The sequence below is a fragment of the Acidobacteriota bacterium genome (genome assembly GCA_040754075.1).
In the GTDB taxonomy this organism is placed as follows: domain Bacteria; phylum Acidobacteriota; class Blastocatellia; order UBA7656; family UBA7656; genus JBFMDH01.
This window is the reverse complement of the sequence record JBFMDH010000025.1, coordinates 20,308-45,703: the sequence shown is the minus strand read 5'-3', so window position 1 is coordinate 45,703 and position 25,396 is coordinate 20,308. Positions and strand designations below refer to the sequence as shown.

Below are 25,396 nucleotides of genomic sequence, written 5' to 3'. Positions count from 1 at the left end.
GTTAGTTCTTGTCTGTTCTACCTTATCTTACTTTTGAAGAATGAATAAATTGACGGAGGAAACCGGTGAGAGGGCAAATGGATAATCCAATGAGTTTTGACCTATTTTCTTTTTTAAGCAATCTTGGACTAAAAAGCGTCAAGAAAAAGCTTGTGCTGGTAAGCATCATTATTACCGGGTTTTCGATACTTTTGACCTGCGTTATCGCTTACCGCAGCTTTTTTAATGCCATTGATTCAAGCGGAAATCTGAAGAAAAGTTCACAATCGATGATGGAAACCGTCGATCTGCTGGTTTTTGAAAATATTCAGTTTGTCCGGACAATTGCAAACGATCAATTTATTCGGGAAAAAGTCGAACAGTCTGCGCTAACGGCTGAAAAACTTTCGATTAACTCGCAGCCGGGAGTTCAGCAGATCGCCACACTCGAAGAACAGTTTAAACAGACCCACACACTTGATGATAAATCCTGGGAAACCTCTGAATTTCTGCGTGAAAAAAGCCATTTAAAAGGGGTTTTCGACCGCATGTTTTTTACCGATAGATATGGATTGACTGTCGGTATGAGCAGCATGACCGAAGACTTTGTGCAAAGCGATGAGCAATGGTGGCAAAAAGCCATGAAAAACGGCTATTACCTCAGCGATTTGAGTTTGGATAAGGTCACAGGGACGTGGGAGATTGAAATATGTGTGGCAATTCCTCATCCGAAAACCGGCCAACCCAACGGCGTATTAAAGACGGCATACAACCTACAGGATGTACAGGATTATATTTCGCGGTTTAAAGAGTATGATAGCGGTTTTGCCTATGTGATTAATCGCGACGGCAATATCATTTTGCATCCGGAGATTGACAGGCGCGGTAAATCTGCACCGGAAAAAATCCGTAAAAGCACCAATGTTGATGCCGGCACGAACAAAATCTCCGGGCTGTTCAATTTTGATGGCATCAATCCGGTAACCAAGGAAAACGAATTGCGGTTGGTTTCATTTCAGCAATCCAGAGGTGCCGGAAACAATTCCTTCACCTTTCCGGGATTCGGCTGGGTGTTGATGGTTGATAACAGTTACAACGAGGTTTATGCGCCAGCCACTCGAATGTTGAGTTCGATCATCATAACCGGGCTGATTTTATTTGCGATTTTCGGCGGCTTCTCACTGATTTTTGCCAACAGTTTTTCGGCGGCTATTCAAAATTTACATCAAACCACCGAAGAGGTTATCGACGGAAATTTAAGCGCCAGAGCCAAGATCACCACCGGTGACGAGTTAGAAAAAGTCGGTGATGGGTTTAACCAGATGTTGTCCAGACTTGAAGAGATGGTCAATGTCGAAGTTGAACAGAAGTTGGCATTGATGGGCATTACCCAGGCAATCGAAAGTTGTCAGGATGCCATTTTTATTTTCGACACCACCAAAGAAACCTATTACTGCAACAAAAAATTCACAGATACATTCGGCTATACCGCCGAAGAGATAAAAGATGGCGAGGGACTGTCGCTCCTTTGCAAAGACCAGCAATTAGTGAGTGATATAAACCTGCATTTAAATTCCCAAACCTCCTGGAATGGTGAAGTTCAAATGCTTACCGCCGGAGGCAAGGAAATTTTGGTTGCGCTGAGAGCCGATTCCATTTCGGATGAACATGGACAGGTCATCGAACATATCGGAATCTTGTCCGACATCACGGAAAGTAAACTAAAAGAGAAAGAGTTACGTCTGTCTCAGGAACGATTTTCCAAGATATTTAACTTTTCGCCGCTCAGCATGAGCATCAATAATGCGCGCGGTAAATATCAAGAAGTAAATGATCACTTCCTGATTACCACCGGTTATACCCGCGAAGAAGCCATCGGCAAATCGGCTACCGAATTGAACCTGATTTCACCCGATGATCAGGAAAAAATTAATCAACTGGTTAAAGAGAATGGGTCATTTCGTAATTTGGAACTGCTCTATCGAACCAAACAGGGAGAGGTTCGCATCATTCTCTATTCCGGGGTGGCAATCAACATTGACGGAGAAGTTTATTTTATCGGGGTGAGCAATGATGTGACCGAGTTGAAACAATCGGAAAAGGAATTGCGGCTTACCGAAGAGCGGTTTTCAAAAACCTTCAATTTCTGCCCGCTCATCATGACTATCAACCGGTTGAACGACGGCACCTTTATTGACGTCAATGACACCTTCTTGCAGGCATCCGGCTACACTCGCTTGGAAGTATTAAGCAGCACCATTCAGGAGTTGAACCTTTATTCCGCAAAAGACCTGAACAAATTGCAGAAGATGTTGAACGATTCGACTTCATTTAGGAATACGGAAATCGTTTTACATACGAAGACCGGGGAAACCCGAACGGTTTTACTTTCAGCAGAAGTCTTCTATCTGGATGAAGAGCCATGCGTGTTGAATGTTGCAACCGATATTACCGAAAGGAAATTAATTGAAAAACAGGTCGAAAATGAACTTGCGGAATTTTTGACGCTGGCGACAAAAGTTTCCGAAGGTGATTTAACCGGACGTGGAAATGAGAGTGAAGAGGCGGTAGGTCGTGTGGTTCAACTGGTCAACAAAATGCTCGACCATTTCTCGCAAATGTTGGTTCAGGTCAAACAAATCGGACTGTCGGTTTCATCAAGCGCCATTGAAATCCTTGCGGCATCTGAACAGATGGCTGTCGGCGCACAACGTCAGGCTGATGAAATCACTAACACCTCAAGCGCCGTAGAAGAGATGGCGGCATCCATGACTCAAGTATCGAAAAATTCCCAGGCTTCTGCCGATGCGGCGCGTCAGGCTTATATGCTTGCCGAACGCGGCGGCGAATCGGTTCGTTACACCGTCGATGCGATGGGACGAATCATTTCCGCAGTGCAGATGACTTCGGAAAAGATGCGGTCGCTTGGTCAACGCAGCAATGAAATTTCGGAAATTCTCGATTTGATTGATGAAATTGCCGCGCAAACCAATTTGCTGGCTTTGAATGCGGCAATCGAAGCCGCACACGCCGGGCAAGCCGGTGTCGGTTTCAGCGTGGTTGCCGAAGAGATTCGCAAACTCGCTGAACGCTCAGCCAAAGCGACCAAGGATGTTGGCAATTTAATTAAATCGATTCAAAAGGAAACCGCCGAGGCGCAGGAAGCCATGAGCAAAGGCATTCACGAAGTCGAAGATGGCAGCCGGGTCGCCGAACAGGCAAGTGGCGCGTTGAAGGATATTTCGGCGGCGGTAAACCTGTCAGCCGATTTGATTGAAGAAATTTCAACGGCAGCCGACGAGCAGGCGAGAGTGACGCGCAACCTGTCAAGCGCCATGCAGACGATTTCCAGCATCACCATTGAAACTTCAGCCGGAGCGCATGAAACCGCGCAGACGATTCAAGGCATGGTGACGCTTTCCGAACAACTCAACGAAGCGATTTCGAGATTCCGTGTGCGCGGAGAATTGGAAGGTCATTATTCATTCAATTATCCGCCGCAGGGGGATGACAATCTGGGCGGCGGATATACCCCGATGCGCTATTGATTTTGGAGGTGACGGCAAACGTGAAGCGGCAATTGATTGTTTTCAAAGTCGGTCAGGAAGAATTCGCGTTGGATATTCTTTTAACCAAAGAGATTTTGGTGATGGGGAATATCACGCCCGTACCGGAAACCGAAGATTATGTCGAAGGCGTCATGAACTTGAGAGGCAATCTGGTTCCGGTGCTTGATTTCAGGAAACGCCTGCGCGCCCGAAAAATCGAACAACACAACAATGTGCGCATCATCATCGCCAGACTTGAAAACAAATTAGTCGGGTTGATTGTTGATGACGCTTCCGAAGTTATCAAAGTAACCGATGATTTGTTGGAACCGGCACCCGATATTATTTCAGAAATGGGTGTTGAATATGTTTCCGGAATCGTCAATTTGAACAATCGGTTTATTACCTTAGTTGATTTACGCAAAGCATTAACCGAAGAGATTTTTACCGAACTTGATGAAGTGATGACGGTGATTGAACGCCAGCGAGAGGTGATTGAACAACGGCAGTTAGCGTAAATCGAGGTTTTTGAATGCAGAATACTTTAACTGATTTCACGCTTAATAAAGCAACCGGGTTGATTTCGTTATCGATATCCGATGAGGAATTCACTCTGTTTCGTGACCTGATTTACAAAGAGTGTGGCATCAGTTTGAGTAAAGAGAAGAAACTGTTTTTGGAATCCCGGTTGAAACGCCGCATGGAAGAATTAGGCATCCATACGGTGGGGGAGTATTTCTATCTGGTTTCGAGTTCCAAAAATCGCCTGAATGAATTGCCGGTTTTATTCGATGTTTTAACGATTGGCGAAACCTCGTTTTTCCGAAACAAACCGCAATTCGATTTATTTACCGATGTCGTTTTGCCGGAATTGATTGCCAAAAAAGAAAAGAGCAGCTCGAAAATTTTGCGCATCTGGAGCGCCGGTTGCTCGACCGGTCAAGAACCGTATAGTTTGGCGATGACGTTGCTTGAAGCGATTCCCGAAAGCGATTCAATGATGAGCCGGGTGTTTGCATCGGATTTGTCGTTTACGGCGCTGGAACGCGCGCAGCTCGGCTTTTATAAAACTGAGCAGGTTAAGTGTGTTGAGCCGGATTTATTGGCGAAATATTTCAACCCCATCAATGACGGGTATCAGATAAAAGAGGCAGTTAAAAAGCGCGTGATATTTGACTATCACAATTTGAAAAATGATAACGGACTGAGAAATCTCGACGTTATTTTCTGTCGCAACGTGATGATTTATTTTGATGCCGAGGAGCAGAAGCGATTGATTAATCGCTTTGTCAATTGCCTGGTTCCCGGAGGGTATTTATTTGTCGGGCACGCCGAAAGTTTACAGGGACTGTCGAATAAATTTTCGATGTTCCATAAAAATCGTGGCATTGCTTACAAGTTAGAAGTGTAAAAGGGTCGAATGGAAGATTTCAACAAAGAAGAACTAGACCAGTTATTCGCGGTATTTCGTGACCAGTCATTACAGATATTGGATGAGATGACGCAGGATTTGCTGGCGCTTGAAACTCTTGGGGGGGATGCGGAAACGCTGGCGCGATTGCGTCGCGGCGCGCACACCATCAAGGGAGATTCGGCCTGTATCGATTTACATGGGGTCAAAGAAATTACCCACCGGATTGAAGATTTTTTAGATGTGCTGATTCATCAGGGCGGAAAGTTTGAGGCGCACGCAGTTGATTTAATTTTACAGGCGCTTGATGAAATCAAAGCGGCAATTGCGACCGAAGATATTCAGGATGTGAAACCGGAAGTCGCGCAAAATCTGATTGCGAAGTTGAGTAATGCAAACCTTGAGAATGCCGTTGCCGAAATTCCCTTGATACTTGCTGACGAAGGTGAACCCATTCACTCGGAAGCCAACGCCGACGCAAAGAAAATGAATGGGGGCAAAGCCAAACGGGATTATGTTCGGGTTGAAGCGGCAAAAATCGATGAATTGTTGAATCTGGCAGGGGAGATGGTTATCGCGCGTTCCATCATCAATCAGATGGAACCGGAGATTGAAAGCAATTCGCGACACCACGAATTGTACGAACAATTCAATAACGCAAATTCGCAAATGGGCAAACTGATCGGTCAATTTCATAAAAGTGTTTTGAAAATGCGCATGGTCACTATCGATCAGGTGTTTAAACGCTTTGCCAGACCGATGCGTGAACTTGCGAACGAAACCGGAAAATTGGTTGACCTGGAATCTGTTGGCGGTGAAACCGAACTGGATCGGGCGTTGGTGGATTTGCTTTATGAGCCGACTCTGCATTTATTGAGAAATGCTGTTGACCACGGCATCGAATCTCTCGAAGAAAGGAAACTAACGGGCAAGCCCGAAGTCGCAAAAATCAATCTGCGCGCCTTTCACGAAGGCAATCAGGTGGTCGTCGAGGTGAGCGATGACGGGCGCGGCATTGATAAGGATTCGATAAAGAAAAAGGTGATTGAAGAAGGAATCCTCAACGCTTCAGAGGTTGAAAAATTAACCGAAGAAGAGGTTCTGGAATTGATTTTTCATCAGGGGGTTTCGACGGCTAAAGCCATTACCCACATTTCAGGACGCGGAGTGGGAATGTCAGCGGTTAAAGCCTCGGTTGAACAGTTGCGCGGCAGCATCAGTGTAAAAAGTGAATCGGGACTGGGCACCACCTTCACGCTCAGAATGCCACTGACGCTGGCAATCATCCGCGCCATGTTGTTTCAATCCAGCGGACAATTGTTTGCGCTGCCATTGCTTTCGATTCGTGAGATTGCCCGAGCCGAAGCGAGAAGCTTTTTATCGCTGGATGGCTTTGAAACCTTTCGATTGCGAGATGAATTTATTTCTCTGGTGCGACCGGGTGTCGTACTGGGGTTTGACCGAAGAAAGGGTGGAGTAGGCGGAGGATTTAGAAAAATCCCCGACCAATATTTCATCATTGTTCTCAATGTAGGCAGTAAAAAATATGGCATCATCGCGGACTCTTTGATTGGCGATCAGGAGTTGGTGATTAAACCATTGGATAGTAGTTGGGTGCAAAACGAAGCGTTAGCCGGAGCTTCGGTTCTGGGTGATGGCAAAGTGGCACTCATCATGGATGCAGAAATGATGTTCCGCAAAGTCATCCGGTACGAGCGGAGTCGCAGTATTGAAAAGAGGGTTAATGCAGGATAATCCGAAAAAAATTCGTGTGCTGGTGGTGGATGATTCAGCGGTAATGCGCAAGCTGATTTCCAATCTATTAGCCCGCGATAAATCAATTGAGGTAATCGCTACGGCAATCGACGGAGATTTCGCAATCAACAAAGTAGATCAATTAAAACCCGATGTGGTAACCCTGGATGTCGATATGCCGAGGATGGATGGAATGACCGCTTTGAAACACCTGGTTTCAAATCATCAAATTCCGGTTGTGATGCTCAGTTCGCTGACGACGCACGGCGCGGCGCTGACGATGGAGGCTCTGGAAATCGGCGCGGTTGATTTCGTGTATAAACCGAAAAGTTATTTGAATGTCGGCGAGATGGCTGAAGAGTTGATTTTGAAAGTTAAAGCCGCGGCGCGCGGGGTCATACCGGTAAAACCGAGACAACGTGATTTGCGGCAACCCCGTATTCAGAGGAAAAGGGTATTCGGCGCAAATGAAAAATGTGCTCAAAAAATAATCGCCATCGGCTCATCATCCGGCGGACCCAACGCCTTGCGCTATATGTTGCCTAAAATCCCGGCTGATATCGATGCCGGAATTTTAATCGTGCAGCATATGATGGATAGTTTTACCGCTTCGTTTGCCAAATGGTTGAACGAGATTTGTGAATTGGAAGTCAAAGAAGCAATTAATGGCGATTTGATTTTACCCGGAAGAGTTTTAATTGCTCCCGGCAATGCTCATATGAAAGTCACACGTTTGGAAAACGGGGGCGTCGTTCTCCTGGAAAGAGGGCGGTTGGTCAATGGGCATATGCCATCCGTCGATGTGTTGTTCAAATCGGTTGCGGAAGAATATGGCGCAAACGTCACCGGGGTTTTAATGACTGGAATGGGAAGTGATGGAGCCAATGGATTGGGGGAAATCAAACAAGCCGGTGGCTTTACCATCGCTCAGGATCGCGAAAGTTGTGTGGTTTATGGTATGCCCCGCGTCGCAGTGGAAAAGGGTTTCGTAGATTTTGTCGCACCTTTAAAAGAGATGGCCTCGCACCTGATCACTACAATCGGACAACGTGGACATAGGGAGGAAGTGTATGTCGGGAACCGTAGATAAATTATCGCTAGGGATGTCGCCAATGACCTGTCTGGTCGTTGATGATTCGGCATTTATGCGTTTTCACCTGAAACGATTAATTGGTGAGCTACAAAACGTGACTGCCAACGAAGCGACCAGCGGCGCTGAAGCCATTGCCAAATATAAATTGTTAAAACCCGATTTTGTCTTAATGGATATTGTCATGCCGGGAATGGAGGGCGTCGAAACCGTCAAAAAGATTTGCGAGTCAGACCCCTCGGCGCGCGTCATTATGATTAGCTCGGTTGATTATAAAGATATGGTTGATGAAGCTTTTGAAGCAGGAGCCAAAGGGTTTATCTCGAAACCGGTAACTATAGATATGTTAAAGATGACTCTCGAACGTGTTTTAAATGTGGTTTGAAAGTCGTTGAGGTTTTCAACATGAGATTAGATTTCGTCAAAATATTCATCAGTTCAACAAAGGAACTTTTGTATGAATTATTAGGTTCTGATGTTGATGTAGCGTCAATCGACATGCAGGCGACGCCGGTAACCGGCAGCGAAGTGATTACGATTATCGGGCTGGCGGGGGAAGCGCATGGTCGCGTGATTTTTGATATGGATTTAAATACTTCCATGAAACTGGGTGCCCACCTGATAGGTGAAGAACCGAAAGAGATGGATTCGATGGTCAGCAGTTCGATTGCCGAACTTTCTTCGATGGCTATCGGGCGGGCTATTTCTCAAATTAACAACAACGGTACACGATTAAAAATGACCCCACCACTCGTCATTAAGGGAACCAATCTGGAAAGTTTCGATAGATGTTATGAAACCCTGGTCGCTCCCATACAGACACCTTATGGCGAAGTCAGAATGAACGTCACGATTCATGATTTGGATTGAAGGAGTTGAATGATGGTACAAAAAACCGATGATATCCTCACCCTTTTCAATAAGAGTGAAGAGATTTTGGAGATGTTCCAAAGAGGCAGAGAATTCACTGAGGATTTAATGCGCGAAAACGAGCGGTTGCGTTATCGCATCGTCGAACTTGAATCCGACCAGTTGAATGTTGCCGACGCCGTCCAACGGAAACTGGTTGAATCCATGCAAGCCGAGATGGAGCGGTTAAAAGCCGACAACAGCCAGTTGACTCAAAAGCTGGAATTCTTGCGCCTCCGGTTCAAGGAAATCGAAGACGAGAATAAAGATTTTGCCAATCGTTATATTGAAGTCGAAGAGCAGAACGAAAGTTTGGCAAACCTTTATGTGGCGAGTCATCGGTTGCATTCTACGCTTGACCCCGAAGAGGTCATGGCTTGTATTAAAGAAATTTTAATCAATCTGATCGGGTCAGAAGAGTTCGGCGTCTTTATCGTTGATGATGAAACCAATGAATTGATTCTTGCCGGTCACGAAGGAGAAATCGTTCACCTGCTCGATAAAGATCGTGTGGCGTTTGGCGATGGATTGGAAGGGATGGTTGCCCAAAGCGGCGAACCTTTCTTTACGAATGATCTGGGTGATAATGGCGAAGTATGCGCCTGCATTCCCTTAAAAGTTAAAGAACGGGTGATTGGGGTTATCGCGATTTACCGGCTACTCGGACATAAACGCGGGCTGACGAATCTCGATCACCGCTTGATGGAATTGCTGGCGGGGGATGCAGCGACGGCTCTGGTCAGTTCCAAGCTTTATGCGATGGCTGACAGAAAGTTACGAACGATTGAAGGATTTATGAACTTGCTCAGAGTTCGATAAGGGGAGGGGTTATGAATAACCGATCACTGTTGGTAGTCGATGATTCAGCAACATTCAGACAATTGTTATGCATGAGTTTGGCAAGGGTTGATGGCATTTCTTCATCAAATATTACCGAGGCTTCGGATGGCGCAGAGGCTTACAATAAAGTTAAAGAGCGCCACTTTGATCTGGTGTTGACCGACATCAATATGCCGAATATGACCGGATTGGAATTTCTCGATAAGGTTCGCAACGAACTTCATCAAAATGAATTGCCGATTATCATTATCACCACCAAAGGGGCGGATGATGATGTCAATGCCGGGATGCAACTCGGCGCCAACGGCTATTTATCCAAACCCGTATCAATGATGCAGTTGAAGGATTTGATTAAAAACTACCTGAAATAGGAAAGCCATGGAACTGACTGGTAATCTTAGCGATTTCGCATTGGGTGATATTCTAAGAATTATGTCGCTCAGTGAAAGAACCGGAACCCTCACCTTATCGAATGGCAGTGTGGGCGGGATCATCGTTCTGGAGCGGGGACGCATTACCCATGCGACGCGAACGCCGGGTGAAAATTTCGCAGATTACCTGGTCAGATTCGGCGCGTTAACCTTGAGTGAATATCAAGAGCTGAAAACCAAATGCAATCAAATTCACAAAGCCTGGATTTTCGGGGCGCTGATTGCCGAAAAAGGGTTGATTGCTGCAGACCTTCTGGAAAACTATGCCCGGCAATATTTATGGGAAGTTTTAAATGAGTTAATCAAACTCGAAAAAGCCAATTTCGGAATCGCTCTGAACGAAATCAGTTTCGGTCAATTCGGGGATGTGAAATTGCGTGAAGGATTCGAGGTTGAAGAGGTTTTACTCGGAGAAGCCAAAGCCCGCGATGAATCGAATCGCTTGAATGAGGCGATGGCTGCAACCGTTGAAGCAACCGTCAGGCAATACGGTAGCGGATATTTAAACGGTTCTTCGACCAATTCGCTGGATTCTCAAAAGTTCAAAACCCGTGAACTGGTTTACCCCATCAGCATTGACCCGCCGCAACCTCAGTCCAACGGTAATGATTTTCCGGGGTTTCATTCAGCCAAGCCTCAAGCTGAATATGATAAGCCGAATGAAGAGGCGACCGGCGAAAATCTGGAAGAATTTCAATCATTGAATGGTAGTGGAAACCCTGGTGCCCTTTTATATAAAACCGGAAAGGATAATTCCCATCTGCTTTGTTCATTGCTTGCGGAATTGCGCTCACTTTCGTTTGAGGCAGAGGTGAGTTTGTCGGTTATGCGTTATGCCAGTGAGGTCGCCTCGCGAGGGATTTTATTTGTGGTCAAAAATGATGAACTCTGCGGTCTCGGTCAATTCGGCGTAGAAAATCACAATTATCAGGGTAGCGTAGACGAATTGGTACGCGCCATTCGCATTCCGGTAAAAGTACAAAGCGTGTTTACCAATGTGGTGACCACCGGCGAACCGTTCGTCGGCATCATCAAAGACGGGTATTGGAATTTTGAGGTGTTAAGCCGACTGGGTGAAACCAACAAAGCCTTACATGCCTTTGCCTTGCCAATCTATTGTAAAGGTGAAGTGTTGTTTGTGGTATACGGCGATAATTATCCGGCGAATGATAATTTTGAAGGCTTTGAAGAATTTCAGGTCTTCGTTCAACAGGCGACGATTGTTTTGGACAAACTGGTTCTCGAAAGGGAATTGCAGGAGATTCAACCGGCGCTTTTGCATAAACCTACCCTATCCAACCTCATTATGTGAGCCACCTGCATGCAGAATTTAGCGACCGGCTTATAGCTTCCTTGCAAAATGTTTTCCAGGCAATTGTTTAATTCTCTCCTTCATCTCAAGGTTGAAAAGCGCATCATTTAATTCCCCAAAATTCAATTTCGTCAGTTCCGTGAGTTTATCAATGTGCAGGGATTCATCCGGTTTTAAAAGGGCAAGCACTTTTTTCTCATTTTCCGACAGGCTGATTTCATCAATTGCCAATTGGGTAGGAATTTTTTCATTGCGTTCAGCGGAAAGAATTTGGGTTTTAACCTCGAAAGGGAATTCCTCGACAACATCCTGCCAGCTTTGCACCAGTTTTGCGCCATCCTTAATCAAGTAATTCGGCCCGAAACTTTTTGCCGAAGTAATGTTTCCCGGCACGGCAAAAACTTCGCGGTCTTGCTCATAAGCCATCCGCGCGGTGATTAACGAACCGCTCCGTTCTGCGCCTTCGACAATTAAAACGCCGAGCGAGATGCCGCTGATGATGCGATTTCTGAAGGGGAAATTTTGTGGCAAAGGTGGTGTGCCGATGGGAAATTCCGTTAATAAAGCGCCGTTTTCGCGAATTTTTTCGACCAGCTTTTTATTCTCTTTGGGATAGACCGCGTCCAATCCTGTGCCCATCACCGCGAGCGTTAGCCCTTTGCCATCTAACGCGCCCTGATGGGCTGCCGAATCGATACCGCGCGCCAGTCCTGAAACGATAGTAACGCCGCGCATCGCAAGTTCGCGCCCAAGCATTTCTGCGACATTGCGACCATAGGTCGAACAATGTCTGGAACCGACTACCGCGAGTGCCGGTTGCGCAAGCGCGCGTTGAATATCGCCGGAAGCAAACAGGACAATCGGCGGGTCATAGGTTTCTTTTAATAACGGCGGATAATCGTCATCATCAAGGGTTAAGATCGTGCCACTCAGATTTTCAAGTTGTTTTAATTCCGCTTCGGCGCGTAGTCGCGGTTCGATGCTTTTTAACTGGTCAATAATCTCTCGTTTGATGCCAAGAGTTTCAAGCGTGTGAACATTGGCATTGAAACAATCTGTCGGGCTGCCAAATTTATCCAGCAGCATCGCGGCGGTTCTGGAACCAACCCCGGTGATGAAACTAAAAGCCAGCCAATCCAGGATGTCAGTTTGCGAATTCATTTTCCCTCTTATGCCCAGTAATTGCGATCCAGTGAACGATATTGAATGGCTTCACTGACGTGATAGGGTTCAATTGCGTCTTTGCCTTCAATGTCAGCCAGAGTGCGACTCACTTTCAAGATGCGGTCATAGGCGCGTGCCGAAAGCCCAAGTCGGGTGAGGGCATTCTCAAGCATCGATTTCGAGCGCGCGTCAATCTGGCAGTATTTGCGAATCAGACGCGGAGACATCTGGGCATTACAAAATATTTTTTCTCCGTGAAAACGTTCGCGTTGAATGCCGCGAGTTTGAACGACCCGTTCCCGAATCGCTTTTGAAGATTCGCCGGGTTCATCATTGGATAGTTCGGCAAATTTAACCGCCGGAACGTCGATATGAATATCTATGCGGTCAAGTAAGGGTCCAGAGATTTTTGAAACATAACGTTGAATCTGCATCGGCGAGCATTTGCATTCGCGTGTCGGGTCATTAAAGTAACCGCAAGGGCAGGGATTCATCGCGGCGGCAAGCATGAATCTCGCCGGGAAGGTCAACGACATCGAAGCGCGTGAAATGGTGACGCGACCGTCTTCCAAAGGCTGGCGCATGACTTCAAGGACATTGCGTTCAAATTCCGGGAGTTCATCCAGGAATAAAACTCCGTTGTGAGCTAAGGAGACTTCGCCGGGTCGCGGCACAGCGCCGCCGCCAATCAAACCCGCATCAGAGATGGTGTGATGCGGGGCGCGAAACGGGCGCGTCGATACAATGCCGCGTTTTTCAGTGAAGCCCGCGACCGAATGAATTTTGGTGCATTCGATGGCTTCTTCAAATTGCAGCGGCGGCAAAATACTGGGAACCCGTTTCGCCAGCATGGTTTTGCCTGACCCCGGAGGCCCGATGAGCAATATATTATGACCGCCGCAGGTTGCCACTTCTAAAGCGCGTTTGGCGTTTGCCTGTCCGCGAACTTCACGAAAATCTTCCGAATAATAGTTGGAGTCGGCGAGCAAAGATTGCGTATCAATAATCATCGGCGATTGGTCGGTATCGCCATTCAAGATGGCAACCACACTTTGCAAATCACTCACGGCGTATACATCCAAACCATTGACGACGGCGGCTTCCAGGGCGTTTTCTTCGGGAATCAATAATCGTTTCAAGCCTTTTTGGCGAGTGGCAACGGCAATCGGCAATCCGCCTTTGACCGGACGCAATCGTCCATCGAGAGATAACTCACCGACGATTAAGGTGTCTTCCAATGCCTCGCATTTCAAATCGCCGTTCGCGCCAAGAATGCCAATTGCGATGGGTAAATCAAAACTTGAACCCTCTTTTTTTATATCAGCAGGCGCGAGGTTGACGGTTACGCGATGAATCGGGAAAAAGAATCCGCAATTATTGATGGCTGCGCGAATGCGCTCGCGACTTTCACGCACCGCCGCATCGGGAAGCCCGACCATCGTAAAAGTGGGCACCAAACTGTCACCCGCTTTGGGGGTCAAATCAATTTCAACATCAACTACGAAGGCGTCAATACCGAATACCGCGGCGCTCAAGGTTTTGAACAGCATGGCTTTCCTCCGAATTTATGACTGAAAATCAAGAAATGCGTAAATTTCAGATAACCCGATAGACGCCAATAGCCGAAAAAGTAATGCAGTTTGATAAAAAAAATTGGTGTTATAGTTGTCGCTTTTCGAGAGGTGAGAATAATATCGTGGGAATGAAAAGTTTCTGGGATGCCGTGATTTCGATTGTCGTATTAGGCGGGATATTGATACTCAGCGCGATTTTTACCAATTGGTTTACCCGCAAAATGTATTTTCAATGCAGCGAATGTCGCGCGTTGAATGCCAAACGCCGCACCCATTGCCGGGTTTGTCATCAAGCTTTAAAGCAACATTAAAAAAGCGCCGCGGAAAAGTTGCGTCGCTTCATCGAGATTAATTTTACAAAGGGAATTTTAAGGTTTTTGTTTAGCCGGAGAGCCGTCTTCGGTTGGCGCGTAATAGCCGCTACGGGTTCGCGCAACCAGTTTTTTATTACTGGGACTGGCGACTTGAACTCTCACGGTACGGAAGGTGCCGTCTTTTTTATTGTTGGTCGAATAATACCCGATTGCATACTGGGTTCTCAGGTCAGTGGAAATCTGTTGTCCGATGGTGTGAACCTCTGCAAGTTCTTTGGGAAAAAAAGCGCGACCGCCGGTTTCAACCGCAAGCTTGCTCAGCAGGGCTTCGGCTTTTTCCTTGGAACTCTTTTTGAAAAGCCCTTTGTCGGTATCGAGGTCTTGGGTAAAGCCAATGAGATAAATTTGCGTATCGCTTTCCTGTAAATGTTTTACGACTTCATCGAATTTATAATAGTTCTCCTTGTCCAATCCATCGGTGACCACGACAAGGGCGCGACGCCGGTTTTTACTGTCTTTTTTTGCATAATCGGCAGCCAGATAAATGGCATCAAGCATAGAGGTCTGACTGCGCGCCACAAGACCGTCGAGGGTGTCGAGAACCTCTTGAGTATCAGCGGTAAATTCGCAAAGCAGTTCCGGTGATTCTTTGAATTCGATGACTGCCATCTCGTCGCCTTTTTTGCTGTCTTTTACGAGGTTTTTGGAAGCTTTGATAATGGTATCTAACTTCGCGCGCATGGAACCTGATGTGTCTATGGTGAAGACCACCGACACCGGAACCTGGTCTTTACTGAAAAAGGTAATCTCCTGCGGGGATTTGTCTTCAAATACCTGAAAATCTTTTTGCGCGAGATTCATGATAGTCTGCGCATTGGCTTGGTCAAAAACCGTCACATCAAGCATAACCAAATCGGCATTCAAAACGAGGTCAGGTCCATCCGGGTTTTCCGGTTTAGACGGTTTTTTATCCTGCGGCTTGTCTTTTGATTTGTCCTGTGGTTTTTCCGATTGGCTGTCTTGACTGGCGTTCACTTGAAAGTGATTTGCGAGTGAAAGGCTTGATAAGATGAAAGTGAACGCGACCACTAGCGCGATAAATTTATTGCTTCTGCACATCATAGTTGAATCTTACTCCCCCCGATATTTTTTTGAAAACCTCAAAATTTAAAGCTTCTAACGATTATTTGAATTTTTAGGATGCGCTTAACAACATCACCCGTTGCCGAAAGAACGAAGTAAAGCTCTATCCTTTGCATAAAATTAAAGGTGTGTACCCGGGTTTATAAAGGTGCAGATGAAGGCTAATGACTTTTTCAGGATGGGAAAAAATTAAGCCGACGTGGTAATGGAAAAATTACCACGTCGGCTTTAATAAAGGCTCTCAATTTAAATTTGAGAGGCTATGGCTTACAACCTTCACCCCTGCACGGTGGCGGAGGTGCTGCCCCACAGAGAGAAGTATTGTTACGAATATCTCTGTCTATGGTTGTACAAACCGGGTTGCCGGGTGGTACTTGCAACGACCCGTTGCCTTTGAAGGTTGAGCGGTCAACCAATCCTTGAACCCGATAGGCTGGGGTGTTGTGGGTTAAAGTATAAACGCAGCCCTGCTTTTTCACCGACCCTTTACCGGAGAAGGTCGAGCCATTGCAGCAGTAGCGGTAATCGCCGGTCTGCGAATTCCACAATAAAACATTGTTGGCATTGGAATCATCCTGCAACCACATATCAAACACGGCAACCGAGAAACTACAGGTCGCGGTGTTGCCGCTGCCATCGGTTGCCGTACAGGTAACTACAGAGGTGCCGACTGGCAGAGGTGAACCCGATGGCGGCACACAGGCGACGGTTACGCCCGAACAATTATCCGATGCTGTCGGCGGTGCGAAATTGACCACTGCGGATGTTGATGTACAGGTGTTTTGTGCAGTGGTGACAACAGCGTTCGCCGGACAGGTGATGATTGGGGGTTGCGTATCGTTTACGGTTACAGTGAATGAACAGGACGCCAATTCGCCGCTCGGAGTTGTTGGCCTGTCGATGATGATACCCTGATCCTGACAAGTTACTGTGGTTGTGCCAACCGGGAAGAATGAGCCGGAAGCCGGAGAGCAGATAATTTGACCACAACTGCCGGTGGTTGTCGGAGCCGGGTAATTGACAACCGCGCCACATTGATCGGTGTCATTCGATTGGGTAATGTCCGCAGGACAAGTGATTTCACACGAAGCCCCCAGACAAGTCGTAACCGATACGTCATCTATTGCCACCCCTGCGAGTTGAACGGTGGTATCGGTGTCGAGGTGAAAGACAATTTCGATATTCAAACCCGCCAAAGCGCTGATGTCACCGGAATAGTTCCCCCATCCGGCGGATTCAGCAATTGTAGTTGCCGGATTACCGATGGTGTTGTTCATTGTGGCATCCAGCCAGTTATAGAGGCGCACGGCATTTGAGGGATTACCGACCTCGCGGGCTTCGACAAAGAAGTGGTCGAAATTGGCAGACTCTATGTGATAGCGCATTGCCCAGTTCAGGCGAATCGGAGCTGACACACCTGCAAGATTGATGTTTGGTGAAATCAATTCCTGGTTGCTACTTGCATTATAGGTATTATCCAAATCGGTTTTCCAACAGGTTGTTCCACTATTTGCAGTGGTGATAGGAGCAAATGTTGGAGTACCGAGTTCCCATTCATCCTGTGTGCCGCTATGGGTAAACCCGGCTGCGCCCGACTCAAAATCTGTGCTGAAAATAGGAGTTTCGGTAAACCCGGGAGCGCAGGGAGAAGTGCTTGCGGGTTCGCACACCGTGATACTCCAGGAATTGAGCGTGCCCCCATCACCGGTCGCATCATCACGAATCACCAATGTCCAGGTGCCGCCGGCATCTTCACCTTTAAACCATCCCAGTCGATAGGCTAACTCAGGTTGAATATGAAAACTCGAAGATAGCGCGAATGCCGGAGGCAACGCGGCATCTTCATCGATGACGATATCCATCAGGGTTTGTGTGCCACCTACGGTTGCTGCTCCGATGTCGGTGAATAGCCCGTTATCGTTGCCTGCCGGAGATTGTAGATGCACATCAAGGTCTGCCATGAAGGTGTGATCCAGGTTGATGCGAATATCGAGGTCTTCGATTCGCGGGTTTCCGGGAATCGTGATGGTTGAAGTCACCATACCGGGTCCGGTCGGGATCGCGACCGGTGTATTGTTGGTATAAGTCGTACAGGTTCCCGCCGGGGTAGCCTGTGGATGTACGGCTACACTCAAATGATAAGTCGCGGTTGCCCCTAAGCCCCCTGCCACAATTGAGTCAACGTAGACGAAATAGGTGCCTGGGTCTTTTACGGTAAAAAAGAAGGCTTCCGAGTTGGGGTCGGTAGCCGTCCCGCCGGCATTAGCATCATTGACTAAAAGAATCTGATTAGCCGGGGGATTGCCGAATAAGCCAAAACCTAAACGCCCATTCCAAATATTGGCATCACGTTCAGGGTTCATATCCAGGCTGAGGAATACCGTGTCACCGGCGGCAAGCGTCAGGCTGAAGAAATCCGCCTCGCCCGGTGAGACTGCCGTAACCGTGCCACTCATCCATCCCGATGCAGGCAATGGATTGGCAGTTCCGGTGGTATTGTTGGATTCAGTTTCAGCAACCGGCGAACCGGTCTGGCGCGAGAAATAAAGGTCGTAGGGACGTATCGTTCCGGTTGGCAAGTTATGGCGAACCCGCAGATAAAAAGTTCCGGTGCTGGGAATGAGCAATCCCGCAATTGACGACGAAGAGGCATTAAACGAACCGTCGTTATTGTCGGTTTCAAGTACCGTTGTGCCATCGGTGCTCAACACCTCCAACACACTATCACCACTTGCTGAAGCGTCAAAAAGTGTTTGAGTGGCGGCATAAATGCGGTCACCGATGGTTGCCGAAAAGGAATAAAAATCCACATCGGCAGTCGGGAATACCGTGCCGCGCACTTTGGCGCTCGCTCCGCTGATGGCGGTTGCGGTTGCCGCCGTGTTGTTGGGTTCGACTTCATTGATTTGCGTAGTCGTGGCATTCACGCGGTTGGGAGTAGAAACCTTCCCTTTAACGGGTGACGAAACCGGAACTGTAATCATTGCCGTATCCGGGTTCGGCAGATCTCCGGTTTCGGTTTTGCCTTGTGGTTGCGACGATTGTCCGGGTTTTTCAGTTTGGGGGTCTTGACTGAGTGAGGTAGCAACTGCTGTTAGGGGCTTTGTTTCACTTGTCCTTGAGAGTTGAGGCAACGCGACACAGATAGAAACAAAGACAAATAGTAAAGATAAAAACCTAAGGGTTGGTTTTCGTAGGGGTAACTTCATTATTGGTCCTCCAATTTGAATTTAAGATTGATGCCGGGTTTAATTTTGATACTTCTGTCTTATCTCTACAGGGTTGGTTCCTCGCAATTTGCTGCGAAAGATTATCTGCCTAATCTGATACCATAAAGCTTCCCGTGCGAAGATGCATTAAAAGCTTTTAGTTACAATTCAACTGAATGATGATGCTATTTGTTTAGTAATTCGGAAACTTCAGAACAAGATCGTACAGCCTGACAGTGCGCGGGGAAGTTTATAGCATGGTCAATTAAGGGTCAAATTCAGTTGTTAAGGATATACAGATAGATTGAATATTTTTTATTTGAAGCCATTCGACATTTAATAGCCTGGAGTTCAGGCTAATCCCTTCATCTTATTTTGAAGGTTGTCATCCGGTTAAACACAATTCGGTTCGATGTCGGTCACCGGATGCAAGACGCTTTCTGTGGAGTTCGATAACGCAGAGTATAATTCTACTGTCGCCGCACTCCAAAGCCAGTTCCCCATTTAATTGCCCTGCGGTTTGGGAAATAATAATGAAACTTTTGCAAGTTTAGGTGGTTAGCATCTACAATTTAATCGAACCACCATTCCAGCCCGTTTAAGCGTCGTTTGTAGGAGGGTAAATTGGAGCCTTTAATTAGCTTCCTGTTCAAGTATCGAGCCGCTTTATTTTCAAAAAGCCAATTCGGATTTGGTGTGCGTCCGCAATGGTGGATGCTGGTGGTTGCTATCATCGGAATTGCGGCTTTGCTCTATTTCATCTATGTGCGCTTTTCTGCCCAACTCCCTACTGAGTGGCGCATCGGTCTGATGGCGCTTCGCACCTGCCTCATCGCCTTAATCGTTTTCTGTATTATGCGTCCTATCATTGTGGTTCCGGCGGTTCTGCCACAATCCAGTTACGTGCTGGTGTTAATGGATGATTCATCCAGTATGCAACTTGCCGATGAAACCAATCCGACGCGCCTTGAAACGATTAAAAAATTGCTGGCAAGCGATGGTCAGTTTAATCAACAACTCTCCTCAAACTTTAAAATTCGCACTTATAAATTTTCCAATAATGCCGAGCGCGCCGATGCCGGTTTACTCACAGGTGAAGGTGAACAGACCAACCTGACCACCGCCATCGAACAAAGCGTTCGCGATGCGGCAGGGCTTCCGGTATCGGGTATCGTGGTCATCAGCGATGGCGCAAGCAACGCTGAAGCCGATGCGGCAAACAATCTTTCAAATACACTCACGAATTTGAAAGCCCGTAATCTGCCGGTTTTCACCATTGGCGTCGGTCCCACGAAAATCGAAAATGATGTCGAGGTCATCCGCGCTACCGCACCGCGTCGGGTGATTGCCGGGTCAACCATCACCACAGAAGTTTTGCTGAAAGGCAGCGGTGATGGGCAACAGGTTGTCCAGGTGGATTTGCTCGAAGACGGACACCCGCTGCGCTCTCAACCGGTCACTTTACAAGGTGAAGCGACCACCGTTGCCAAGGTCAATTTCAAACCGTTAACTCTCGGCGTACACCGCTACGCGCTCAGCGTCAAACCCGCAGAAGGTGAACCCATCGTTGATAACAACGCTGCCGAAGTTGTTGTTGAGGTCGAAGACGCGCATCCGAAAATTCTCTACATTGAAGGTGAACCTCGTTGGGAATATGGCAAATTGCGATCAGCCTTCGCTGAAGAAAAAAATATGACGCTGATTTCAATCCTGCGTTCCGCCGATGGTAAATACTATCGTCAGGGCATAGAAAATCCCGATGAGTTGGTTCAAGGCTTTCCGAAAACCGAAGAAGAACTATTTAAATATGACGCCATCGTTATTGGCAGTATCGAAGCGACCTTTTTCAGTTTCGACCAACTTCGCGCCCTCGAACAATTCGTGTCGCGGCGCGGTGGCACGCTTCTGGTTCTCGGCGGCGCGAAATCTTTAATGCAGGGCGGCTACACCAACACGCCAATTGCCGATTTGCTGCCGATTTTTATGAAAGGCGAAACGACAACAGAAAGCCAAACCTTCAAGGCTCAATTGACGGCGCGCGGCAAAGAGCATCAAGCCGTGCAACTGGTTGAACAGGCTGAAACCAACGCCAAAGCCTGGGAACAGTTGCCGCCAATCACTCTCCCTGAAATCGCTACCGAAATTAAACCCGGCGCGACCGTCTTACTCGAAGCCAAAAGCACAACCGGCAATCGCGCGGTGCCACTACTTATCGAAGAGCGCTATGGTCGCGGGCGAACAATGGCATTTCTGGCGTCTGACACCTGGCGCTGGCGCATGATGCTGGATTCAAAAAATAAATCGTTCGAGACTTTTTGGCTCAATCTCTCGCGTTACCTTGTCGAATCGGTTCGCCATCGCGTCGAGGCATTCACCGAACGTGGATTTTACAACCCGCGTGAGGAAGTCAAAATCAAAGTCGAAGTCGGTGATGAGAAATATCTCAATGTCAGCGGCGCACAGGTTACCGCCAAAGTGATTTCGCCATCGGGTTCAACGATTGAAGTTCCCGTGAAACCGTCAACCGATTCGGGATTTGAAGGATATATCGGCTCATTCATACCGGAGGAAGAAGGGCTTTACAAAATCGAAAGCTCAGCCAAACGCGGCGATAAATCACAGGCGGGATTAGGAAGCGGGGTTGCCAGTTTTATTGTCGGGAAAATCAATCGCGAAGCTTATGACGCGGCGCAAAATCGCGAATTGCTCCGTCGCGTGGCAAGCGAAACCGGCGGCAATTATTACACCCCGAGCGAAACCAAAAATTTGCTCGAAGATTTGACCCACAGAGAAAGCAATAACTCGGTGCGCGTTACTTATGACCTCTGGGATATGCCGTTTAATTTCCTGCTGGCTATTGCCCTTGCCGCAGCCGAATGGTTCATCCGCAAACGCAAAGGACTGGCTTAAAAATTATTTCAAACAGGGTTTGACGAATTGATTGAATTCGTTTTCAAACCACATGAAAGCGTCATGAAAAAGTTTTCTGCATCCCTCTTGATTTTATGTGTTGCCTTATGCGCCTGCGTCAATGCGGGCGAGCAGAGCAATCAATCAACACCTGAAAAACCTGCACAAGAAAAACCGCAAACCAAACGCGCCACCATCGACCCCAATAAATTTGCGCTGGTGATTGCCGGGGTTGGCGGCGAAGAAAGCTATACCAAAAAATTCACCGCGCAGGCGATGCAACTTTACGACACGCTTACCAACAAACTGGGATTTGATGAAAAACAGGTTTACCTGTTAACTGAAAACGTGGTGAGCGCCGCGGAAAATGTGGCACAGGGAAATTTCGCGCGCGCCACCGCAGAGGAAACCCGCAAAGCCTTTGCCGCAATTAAAGCCGCGAGCAAGCCCGAAGGTCTGGTGTTTATCTGTTTGATTGGGCACGGTTCCGCCGAAGCCGAAAATCCAAAATTCAATCTCGTCGGTCCCGATATCAATGCCAAAGAATATGCCAAACTCATCGGAGACTTACCAACCAGGCGCAATATATTCGTCAATACCACCAGTTCATCAGGTGATTTCATCAAGCCGCTTTCTGCTGAAAATCGCATTGTTTTAACCGCCACTCGCAGCGGCAACGAACAAAATGCCACCTACTTTGCTGAACCGTTTATTAAAGCCTTGACCGAAAGCGCGGCGGATACCGATAAAAGCGGTCGCATTTCAATTCTTGAAGCATTCAATTTTGCAACCAAAGTTACTCAGGACTGGTATAAACAAAAGACCAGACTTGCAACCGAACACGCCTTGATTGATGACAATGGCGATGGCACGGGACATGAACAGGCTGGCGACGGCGATGGCGCGATTGCCAAAACCACATATCTCGATTCCAAATCGGTTGAAGAAGCCGCTAACGATGTCGAGGTCATTCGCCTGTTGGAGATCAAACAACAACTCGAAGTCGATATTGAAAAACTCAAAGCGCGCAAACCGGAAATGCAAGTCGAAGAGTACGAAACTGAACTTGAGCGGTTGCTGGTTGAACTGGCGAAAACCAACCGGCAAATCAAAGCAAGAAAAAAATAGAGCATTGCATCAGACAGGTAGTTATTTATGAAGCATCTAGGAATTATTTTATTAGGCTTGGCGCTCAGTTGCGTGAGTGTCGCTCAGGATTTATCCATCGAACGCGGCAAAATTTTTTTCAAAACCGGCACATATAAAGAAGCGATTGCACATTGCAATGCGATGCTTGAAAAACAGCCGGACAACCGCGAGGCGCAGGAACTGCTTATCCGCGCACAAACCGAAATCGGGGAATATGCGGTTGCCGAAAAGCGTGTCAAAGAATTCCTGGCGAAATCACCCAATGATGCGGGCTTGAGAATCGCGCTCGCGAATATCGAATTTGCGACCGGACGATATGTTGAAGCCGCAGCCGATTTTGACCGCGCGGCAAAGACCGGCAAAGGCGCTACCCTTTACCGCGCCCTGTTGAATAAAGGGCGTGCCCTCATCGCGCAAGGGAAAACCGATGAAGCCAAAGTGGTTTTGGTTGACCTCGCGGAAAAATACAACAGTGATAATGAAAATGGCGCAGAAACCTTGACGATTTTCGCCAAGACGTTTGCCTTGCTTGAAAAGTATCAAGATGCCAATGACATCTTTATTGATGCGAGGGATGCCGATGAAACTTATGCCGAAGCTTTCATCGGGCAGGGCGAATTGTTGAGCGAAAAATATAATTACGGTGAAGCCGAAAGCTTGTTTAATGATGCGCTGCAAATCAACGCTAGTTCACCCGATGCAATTGTCGGATTGGCCGATACCAAACGGCAGGCATTTTCGCGTGAAGCGAGTGGCGCGGTCGAAATGGCTTTGAAAATCAATCCTAATTTTGTTCGGGGGCTGGTTTTAAAATCGTGGCTCGAACTGGAAGATGAAAAATTCGATGAAGCGAATAAAACCGTCGAACGGGCGTTGGCGATTAACCCCAACTCGGTTGAAGCGCGGGCGATTCGCGGAGCGATGTTTTTTCTAAGTGGAAAACCCGGCGAATTCGATGCCGAGACTAAACGTGTGCTCGCGATCAATCCGAAAGCCGGTGTCTATTTTGAAACCCTCGGTCATTTTTCCGTAAACAATCGCCGCTATTTTGATGCCGTCGAATATTACAAACGCGCCGTCGAGCTTTCGCCCAATTTGTGGAGCGCGCGAACCCAGCTTGGCATTCAACTGCTTCGCGTAGGCAAATCGGCAGAAGGGCGTGAAGAACTCGAAAAGGCATTTGAAGGCGACCCGTTCAATGTATGGGCAAAAAATACGCTCGATTTGCTTGATACTATGAAAGAGTACCGAGACACCTTGCGCGATCCATTTATCATTCGCACCGCGCCGGATGAAACCGGAGCGCTTGCGCCGTATGCGGCGGAACTAGCCGAAGAGGCACACAAAAAATTAACCACGAAATATAAATTCACGCCGAAATCGCCGATTACCGTAGAGATTTTTGAAAACCACGAAGACTTTGCCGTAAAAGCCTTGGGGCTTCCGGGGCTTGGCGCGCTCGGCGTCTGTTTCGGCCCGACGATTGCGATGGATAGCCCGTCGGCACGCGAAGCTGGCGAGTTCAATTGGGGCAGCACGCTTTGGCACGAATACATGCATGTCATCTCGTTGCAGATGACCGATTTCAAAATCCCGCGTTGGTTCTCTGAAGGGCTTTCGGTTTATGAAGAACGGCGAGCGCGAACCGGTTGGGGCGATGATTGGCGTTTCGAGACCTTGAAAGCTTATACCGATGGTCGCTTCGTCAAAATAGCCGATTTGGATAAAGCCTTCACGCGCCCGACCACCCCGGACGGCGTGCCGATTGCTTATTTTCAAGCCTCACAGGTTTGTGAGTTTGTCGAAGAAAAATATGGCTTCGAGACGATTTTAAAAATGCTGGCGGCATATAAAGAAGGATTGAAAGACACTGAGGTTTTGCAACGCGCCTTGCAACTTACGCCTGAAAAATTCGACCAGGCATTTAAAGAGTTTCTTAATGCCAAAGTGTCAAAATATATCGAGGCGTTGGGCAAAGGACCGACGCAAACCACCAATGACCCAAAACAGGCGAAAGCGGTTTTATCAGCGGTGCTAACCACGCGACCGAATGATTATTTTGCCAATTTGAGAATGGGAGCGATTTACAAATCCGAAAACGATCAGGCAAAAGCCATTGAACATCTGAAACGCGCCATCGAACTTTTTCCTTATTATTCGGGAGACGGCAATCCTTACGAATTGCTCGCCGAAATTTACCTCGCGCAAGGAAAAAAAGCCGAGGCGATTGGCGCATTGGAATCGTTGATTCGCTTTAATGAGACCGATGCCGAAGCTTATAAACGACTCGGACAGTTGAAACTCGAATCGGGTGATAAAGCGGGCGCGCTCAATATCATTATGACAAGTTTTTACATCTCGCCCTTTGATGCCAGCTTGCATAAGCTCGCCGGAGATGCTTATTTTGAACAAGGGAAGCTTGGCGATTCCATTCGCGAATATCGCGTAGTGGTGACGCTTGAACCGCCTGATGAAGCGGGCGCGCGATTCGATCTAGCCCGCGCGCTCGAAGCCAGTGGAGATAAAAAAGAGGCGAAACGCGAAATCTTAAAGTCTTTGGAAATCGCGCCCGGATTTGAAAAGGCGCAGGAACTGTTGCTCAAGATTCGCGGTGAAAATTGATTTACCGGGTTAAGGGATTATCCAATTTACAGCAGT

General features: G+C 47.5%; 18 protein-coding genes. 14 read left to right on the top strand and 4 right to left on the bottom strand.

Annotated features, from left to right (window positions below; genetic code table 11):
- The first annotated feature begins 89 nt into the window (after positions 1 to 89).
- The 10 genes from AB1757_22600 to AB1757_22555 are packed head-to-tail and all read left to right on the top strand — an operon-like array spanning position 90 to position 11,275.
- Positions 90 to 3,527 (top strand): PAS domain S-box protein, encoded by a 3,438-nt coding sequence (locus AB1757_22600; GenBank protein ID MEW6129848.1) that lies wholly within the window; start codon positions 90 to 92, stop codon positions 3,525 to 3,527.
- Positions 3,528 to 3,547: 20 nt separating this feature from the next.
- Complete coding sequence (locus tag AB1757_22595; GenBank protein ID MEW6129847.1) at positions 3,548 to 4,045, top strand: chemotaxis protein CheW; 498 nt, start codon at positions 3,548 to 3,550, stop codon at positions 4,043 to 4,045.
- 14 nt (positions 4,046 to 4,059) lie between these two features.
- The gene (locus tag AB1757_22590; GenBank protein ID MEW6129846.1) at positions 4,060 to 4,938 is read left to right on the top strand and encodes a protein-glutamate O-methyltransferase CheR; all 879 of its coding nucleotides are present in this window, start codon (positions 4,060 to 4,062) and stop codon (positions 4,936 to 4,938) included.
- A 9-nt stretch (positions 4,939 to 4,947) separates the two neighbouring features.
- A complete protein-coding gene (locus tag AB1757_22585; GenBank protein ID MEW6129845.1) occupies positions 4,948 to 6,693 on the top strand; it encodes a chemotaxis protein CheA in 1,746 nt (581 codons plus the stop codon).
- The gene (locus tag AB1757_22580; GenBank protein MEW6129844.1) at positions 6,668 to 7,783 is read left to right on the top strand and encodes a chemotaxis response regulator protein-glutamate methylesterase; all 1,116 of its coding nucleotides are present in this window, start codon (positions 6,668 to 6,670) and stop codon (positions 7,781 to 7,783) included. Before AB1757_22585 ends, AB1757_22580 begins: the two co-directional genes overlap by 26 nt.
- Positions 7,764 to 8,168: a response regulator gene (locus AB1757_22575; protein ID MEW6129843.1), complete on the top strand. Its 405-nt coding sequence runs from the start codon at positions 7,764 to 7,766 to the stop codon at positions 8,166 to 8,168. Before AB1757_22580 ends, AB1757_22575 begins: the two co-directional genes overlap by 20 nt.
- Before the next feature lie 20 nt (positions 8,169 to 8,188).
- Positions 8,189 to 8,653, top strand: coding sequence for a chemotaxis protein CheX (locus tag AB1757_22570; GenBank protein MEW6129842.1), 465 nt, complete (start codon positions 8,189 to 8,191; stop codon positions 8,651 to 8,653).
- 9 nt (positions 8,654 to 8,662) lie between these two features.
- Positions 8,663 to 9,511 carry a GAF domain-containing protein gene (locus AB1757_22565; GenBank protein ID MEW6129841.1) on the top strand — a complete coding sequence of 283 codons (849 nt, stop codon included), beginning with the start codon at positions 8,663 to 8,665 and terminating at the stop codon, positions 9,509 to 9,511.
- Positions 9,512 to 9,522: 11 nt separating this feature from the next.
- The gene (locus AB1757_22560) at positions 9,523 to 9,903 is read left to right on the top strand and encodes a response regulator (protein MEW6129840.1); all 381 of its coding nucleotides are present in this window, start codon (positions 9,523 to 9,525) and stop codon (positions 9,901 to 9,903) included.
- A gap of 7 nt (positions 9,904 to 9,910) precedes the next feature.
- On the top strand, positions 9,911 to 11,275 hold the full coding sequence (locus AB1757_22555) for a DUF4388 domain-containing protein (GenBank protein ID MEW6129839.1): 1,365 nt from the start codon (positions 9,911 to 9,913) through the stop codon (positions 11,273 to 11,275).
- A 30-nt stretch (positions 11,276 to 11,305) separates the two neighbouring features.
- Here the strand turns inward: AB1757_22555 and dprA are convergent, their stop codons facing one another.
- Positions 11,306 to 12,436, bottom strand: a complete 1,131-nt coding sequence (gene dprA, locus AB1757_22550; GenBank protein MEW6129838.1) for a DNA-processing protein DprA — start codon at positions 12,434 to 12,436, stop codon at positions 11,306 to 11,308.
- Positions 12,437 to 12,444: 8 nt separating this feature from the next.
- The gene (locus AB1757_22545) at positions 12,445 to 13,989 is read right to left on the bottom strand and encodes a YifB family Mg chelatase-like AAA ATPase (GenBank protein ID MEW6129837.1); all 1,545 of its coding nucleotides are present in this window, start codon (positions 13,987 to 13,989) and stop codon (positions 12,445 to 12,447) included.
- 152 nt (positions 13,990 to 14,141) lie between these two features.
- Between AB1757_22545 and AB1757_22540 the strand changes: the two genes are divergently transcribed.
- Entirely contained in the window at positions 14,142 to 14,324 is a 183-nt protein-coding gene (locus tag AB1757_22540) for a hypothetical protein (protein MEW6129836.1), read from the top strand.
- A gap of 57 nt (positions 14,325 to 14,381) precedes the next feature.
- Here the strand turns inward: AB1757_22540 and AB1757_22535 are convergent, their stop codons facing one another.
- The gene (locus AB1757_22535; protein MEW6129835.1) at positions 14,382 to 15,449 is read right to left on the bottom strand and encodes a VWA domain-containing protein; all 1,068 of its coding nucleotides are present in this window, start codon (positions 15,447 to 15,449) and stop codon (positions 14,382 to 14,384) included.
- A 281-nt stretch (positions 15,450 to 15,730) separates the two neighbouring features.
- Complete coding sequence (locus AB1757_22530; GenBank protein ID MEW6129834.1) at positions 15,731 to 18,454, bottom strand: HYR domain-containing protein; 2,724 nt, start codon at positions 18,452 to 18,454, stop codon at positions 15,731 to 15,733.
- Between the two features lie 849 nt (positions 18,455 to 19,303).
- On the opposite strand from AB1757_22530, the gene AB1757_22525 reads away from it, so the two are divergent.
- From AB1757_22525 to AB1757_22515, 3 genes are all read left to right on the top strand, one after another.
- Positions 19,304 to 21,589: a glutamine amidotransferase gene (locus AB1757_22525; GenBank protein MEW6129833.1), complete on the top strand. Its 2,286-nt coding sequence runs from the start codon at positions 19,304 to 19,306 to the stop codon at positions 21,587 to 21,589.
- A gap of 63 nt (positions 21,590 to 21,652) precedes the next feature.
- Positions 21,653 to 22,717, top strand: coding sequence for a C13 family peptidase (locus tag AB1757_22520; GenBank protein MEW6129832.1), 1,065 nt, complete (start codon positions 21,653 to 21,655; stop codon positions 22,715 to 22,717).
- 27 nt (positions 22,718 to 22,744) lie between these two features.
- Positions 22,745 to 25,360 (top strand): tetratricopeptide repeat protein, encoded by a 2,616-nt coding sequence (locus AB1757_22515; protein MEW6129831.1) that lies wholly within the window; start codon positions 22,745 to 22,747, stop codon positions 25,358 to 25,360.
- Positions 25,361 to 25,396: the final 36 nt, after the last annotated feature.

Excerpts from the sequence above, each read along its gene's own strand:
- AB1757_22565 (MEW6129841.1), top strand. The coding sequence starts at position 8,663 with ATGATGGTACAAAAAACCGATGATATCCTCACCCTTTTCAATAAGAGT.
- AB1757_22535 (MEW6129835.1), bottom strand. The coding sequence starts at position 15,449 with ATGATGTGCAGAAGCAATAAATTTATCGCGCTAGTGGTCGCGTTCACT.
- AB1757_22570 (MEW6129842.1), top strand. The coding sequence starts at position 8,189 with ATGAGATTAGATTTCGTCAAAATATTCATCAGTTCAACAAAGGAACTT.
- AB1757_22590 (MEW6129846.1), top strand. The coding sequence starts at position 4,060 with ATGCAGAATACTTTAACTGATTTCACGCTTAATAAAGCAACCGGGTTG.
- AB1757_22560 (MEW6129840.1), top strand. The coding sequence starts at position 9,523 with ATGAATAACCGATCACTGTTGGTAGTCGATGATTCAGCAACATTCAGA.
- AB1757_22540 (MEW6129836.1), top strand. The coding sequence starts at position 14,142 with ATGAAAAGTTTCTGGGATGCCGTGATTTCGATTGTCGTATTAGGCGGG.
- dprA (MEW6129838.1), bottom strand. The coding sequence starts at position 12,436 with ATGAATTCGCAAACTGACATCCTGGATTGGCTGGCTTTTAGTTTCATC.
- AB1757_22555 (MEW6129839.1), top strand. The coding sequence starts at position 9,911 with ATGGAACTGACTGGTAATCTTAGCGATTTCGCATTGGGTGATATTCTA.
- AB1757_22520 (MEW6129832.1), top strand. The coding sequence starts at position 21,653 with ATGAAAAAGTTTTCTGCATCCCTCTTGATTTTATGTGTTGCCTTATGC.
- AB1757_22530 (MEW6129834.1), bottom strand. The coding sequence starts at position 18,454 with ATGATTACAGTTCCGGTTTCGTCACCCGTTAAAGGGAAGGTTTCTACT.
- AB1757_22575 (MEW6129843.1), top strand. The coding sequence starts at position 7,764 with ATGTCGGGAACCGTAGATAAATTATCGCTAGGGATGTCGCCAATGACC.
- AB1757_22545 (MEW6129837.1), bottom strand. The coding sequence starts at position 13,989 with ATGCTGTTCAAAACCTTGAGCGCCGCGGTATTCGGTATTGACGCCTTC.
- AB1757_22515 (MEW6129831.1), top strand. The coding sequence starts at position 22,745 with ATGAAGCATCTAGGAATTATTTTATTAGGCTTGGCGCTCAGTTGCGTG.
- AB1757_22600 (MEW6129848.1), top strand. The coding sequence starts at position 90 with ATGAGTTTTGACCTATTTTCTTTTTTAAGCAATCTTGGACTAAAAAGC.
- AB1757_22585 (MEW6129845.1), top strand. The coding sequence starts at position 4,948 with ATGGAAGATTTCAACAAAGAAGAACTAGACCAGTTATTCGCGGTATTT.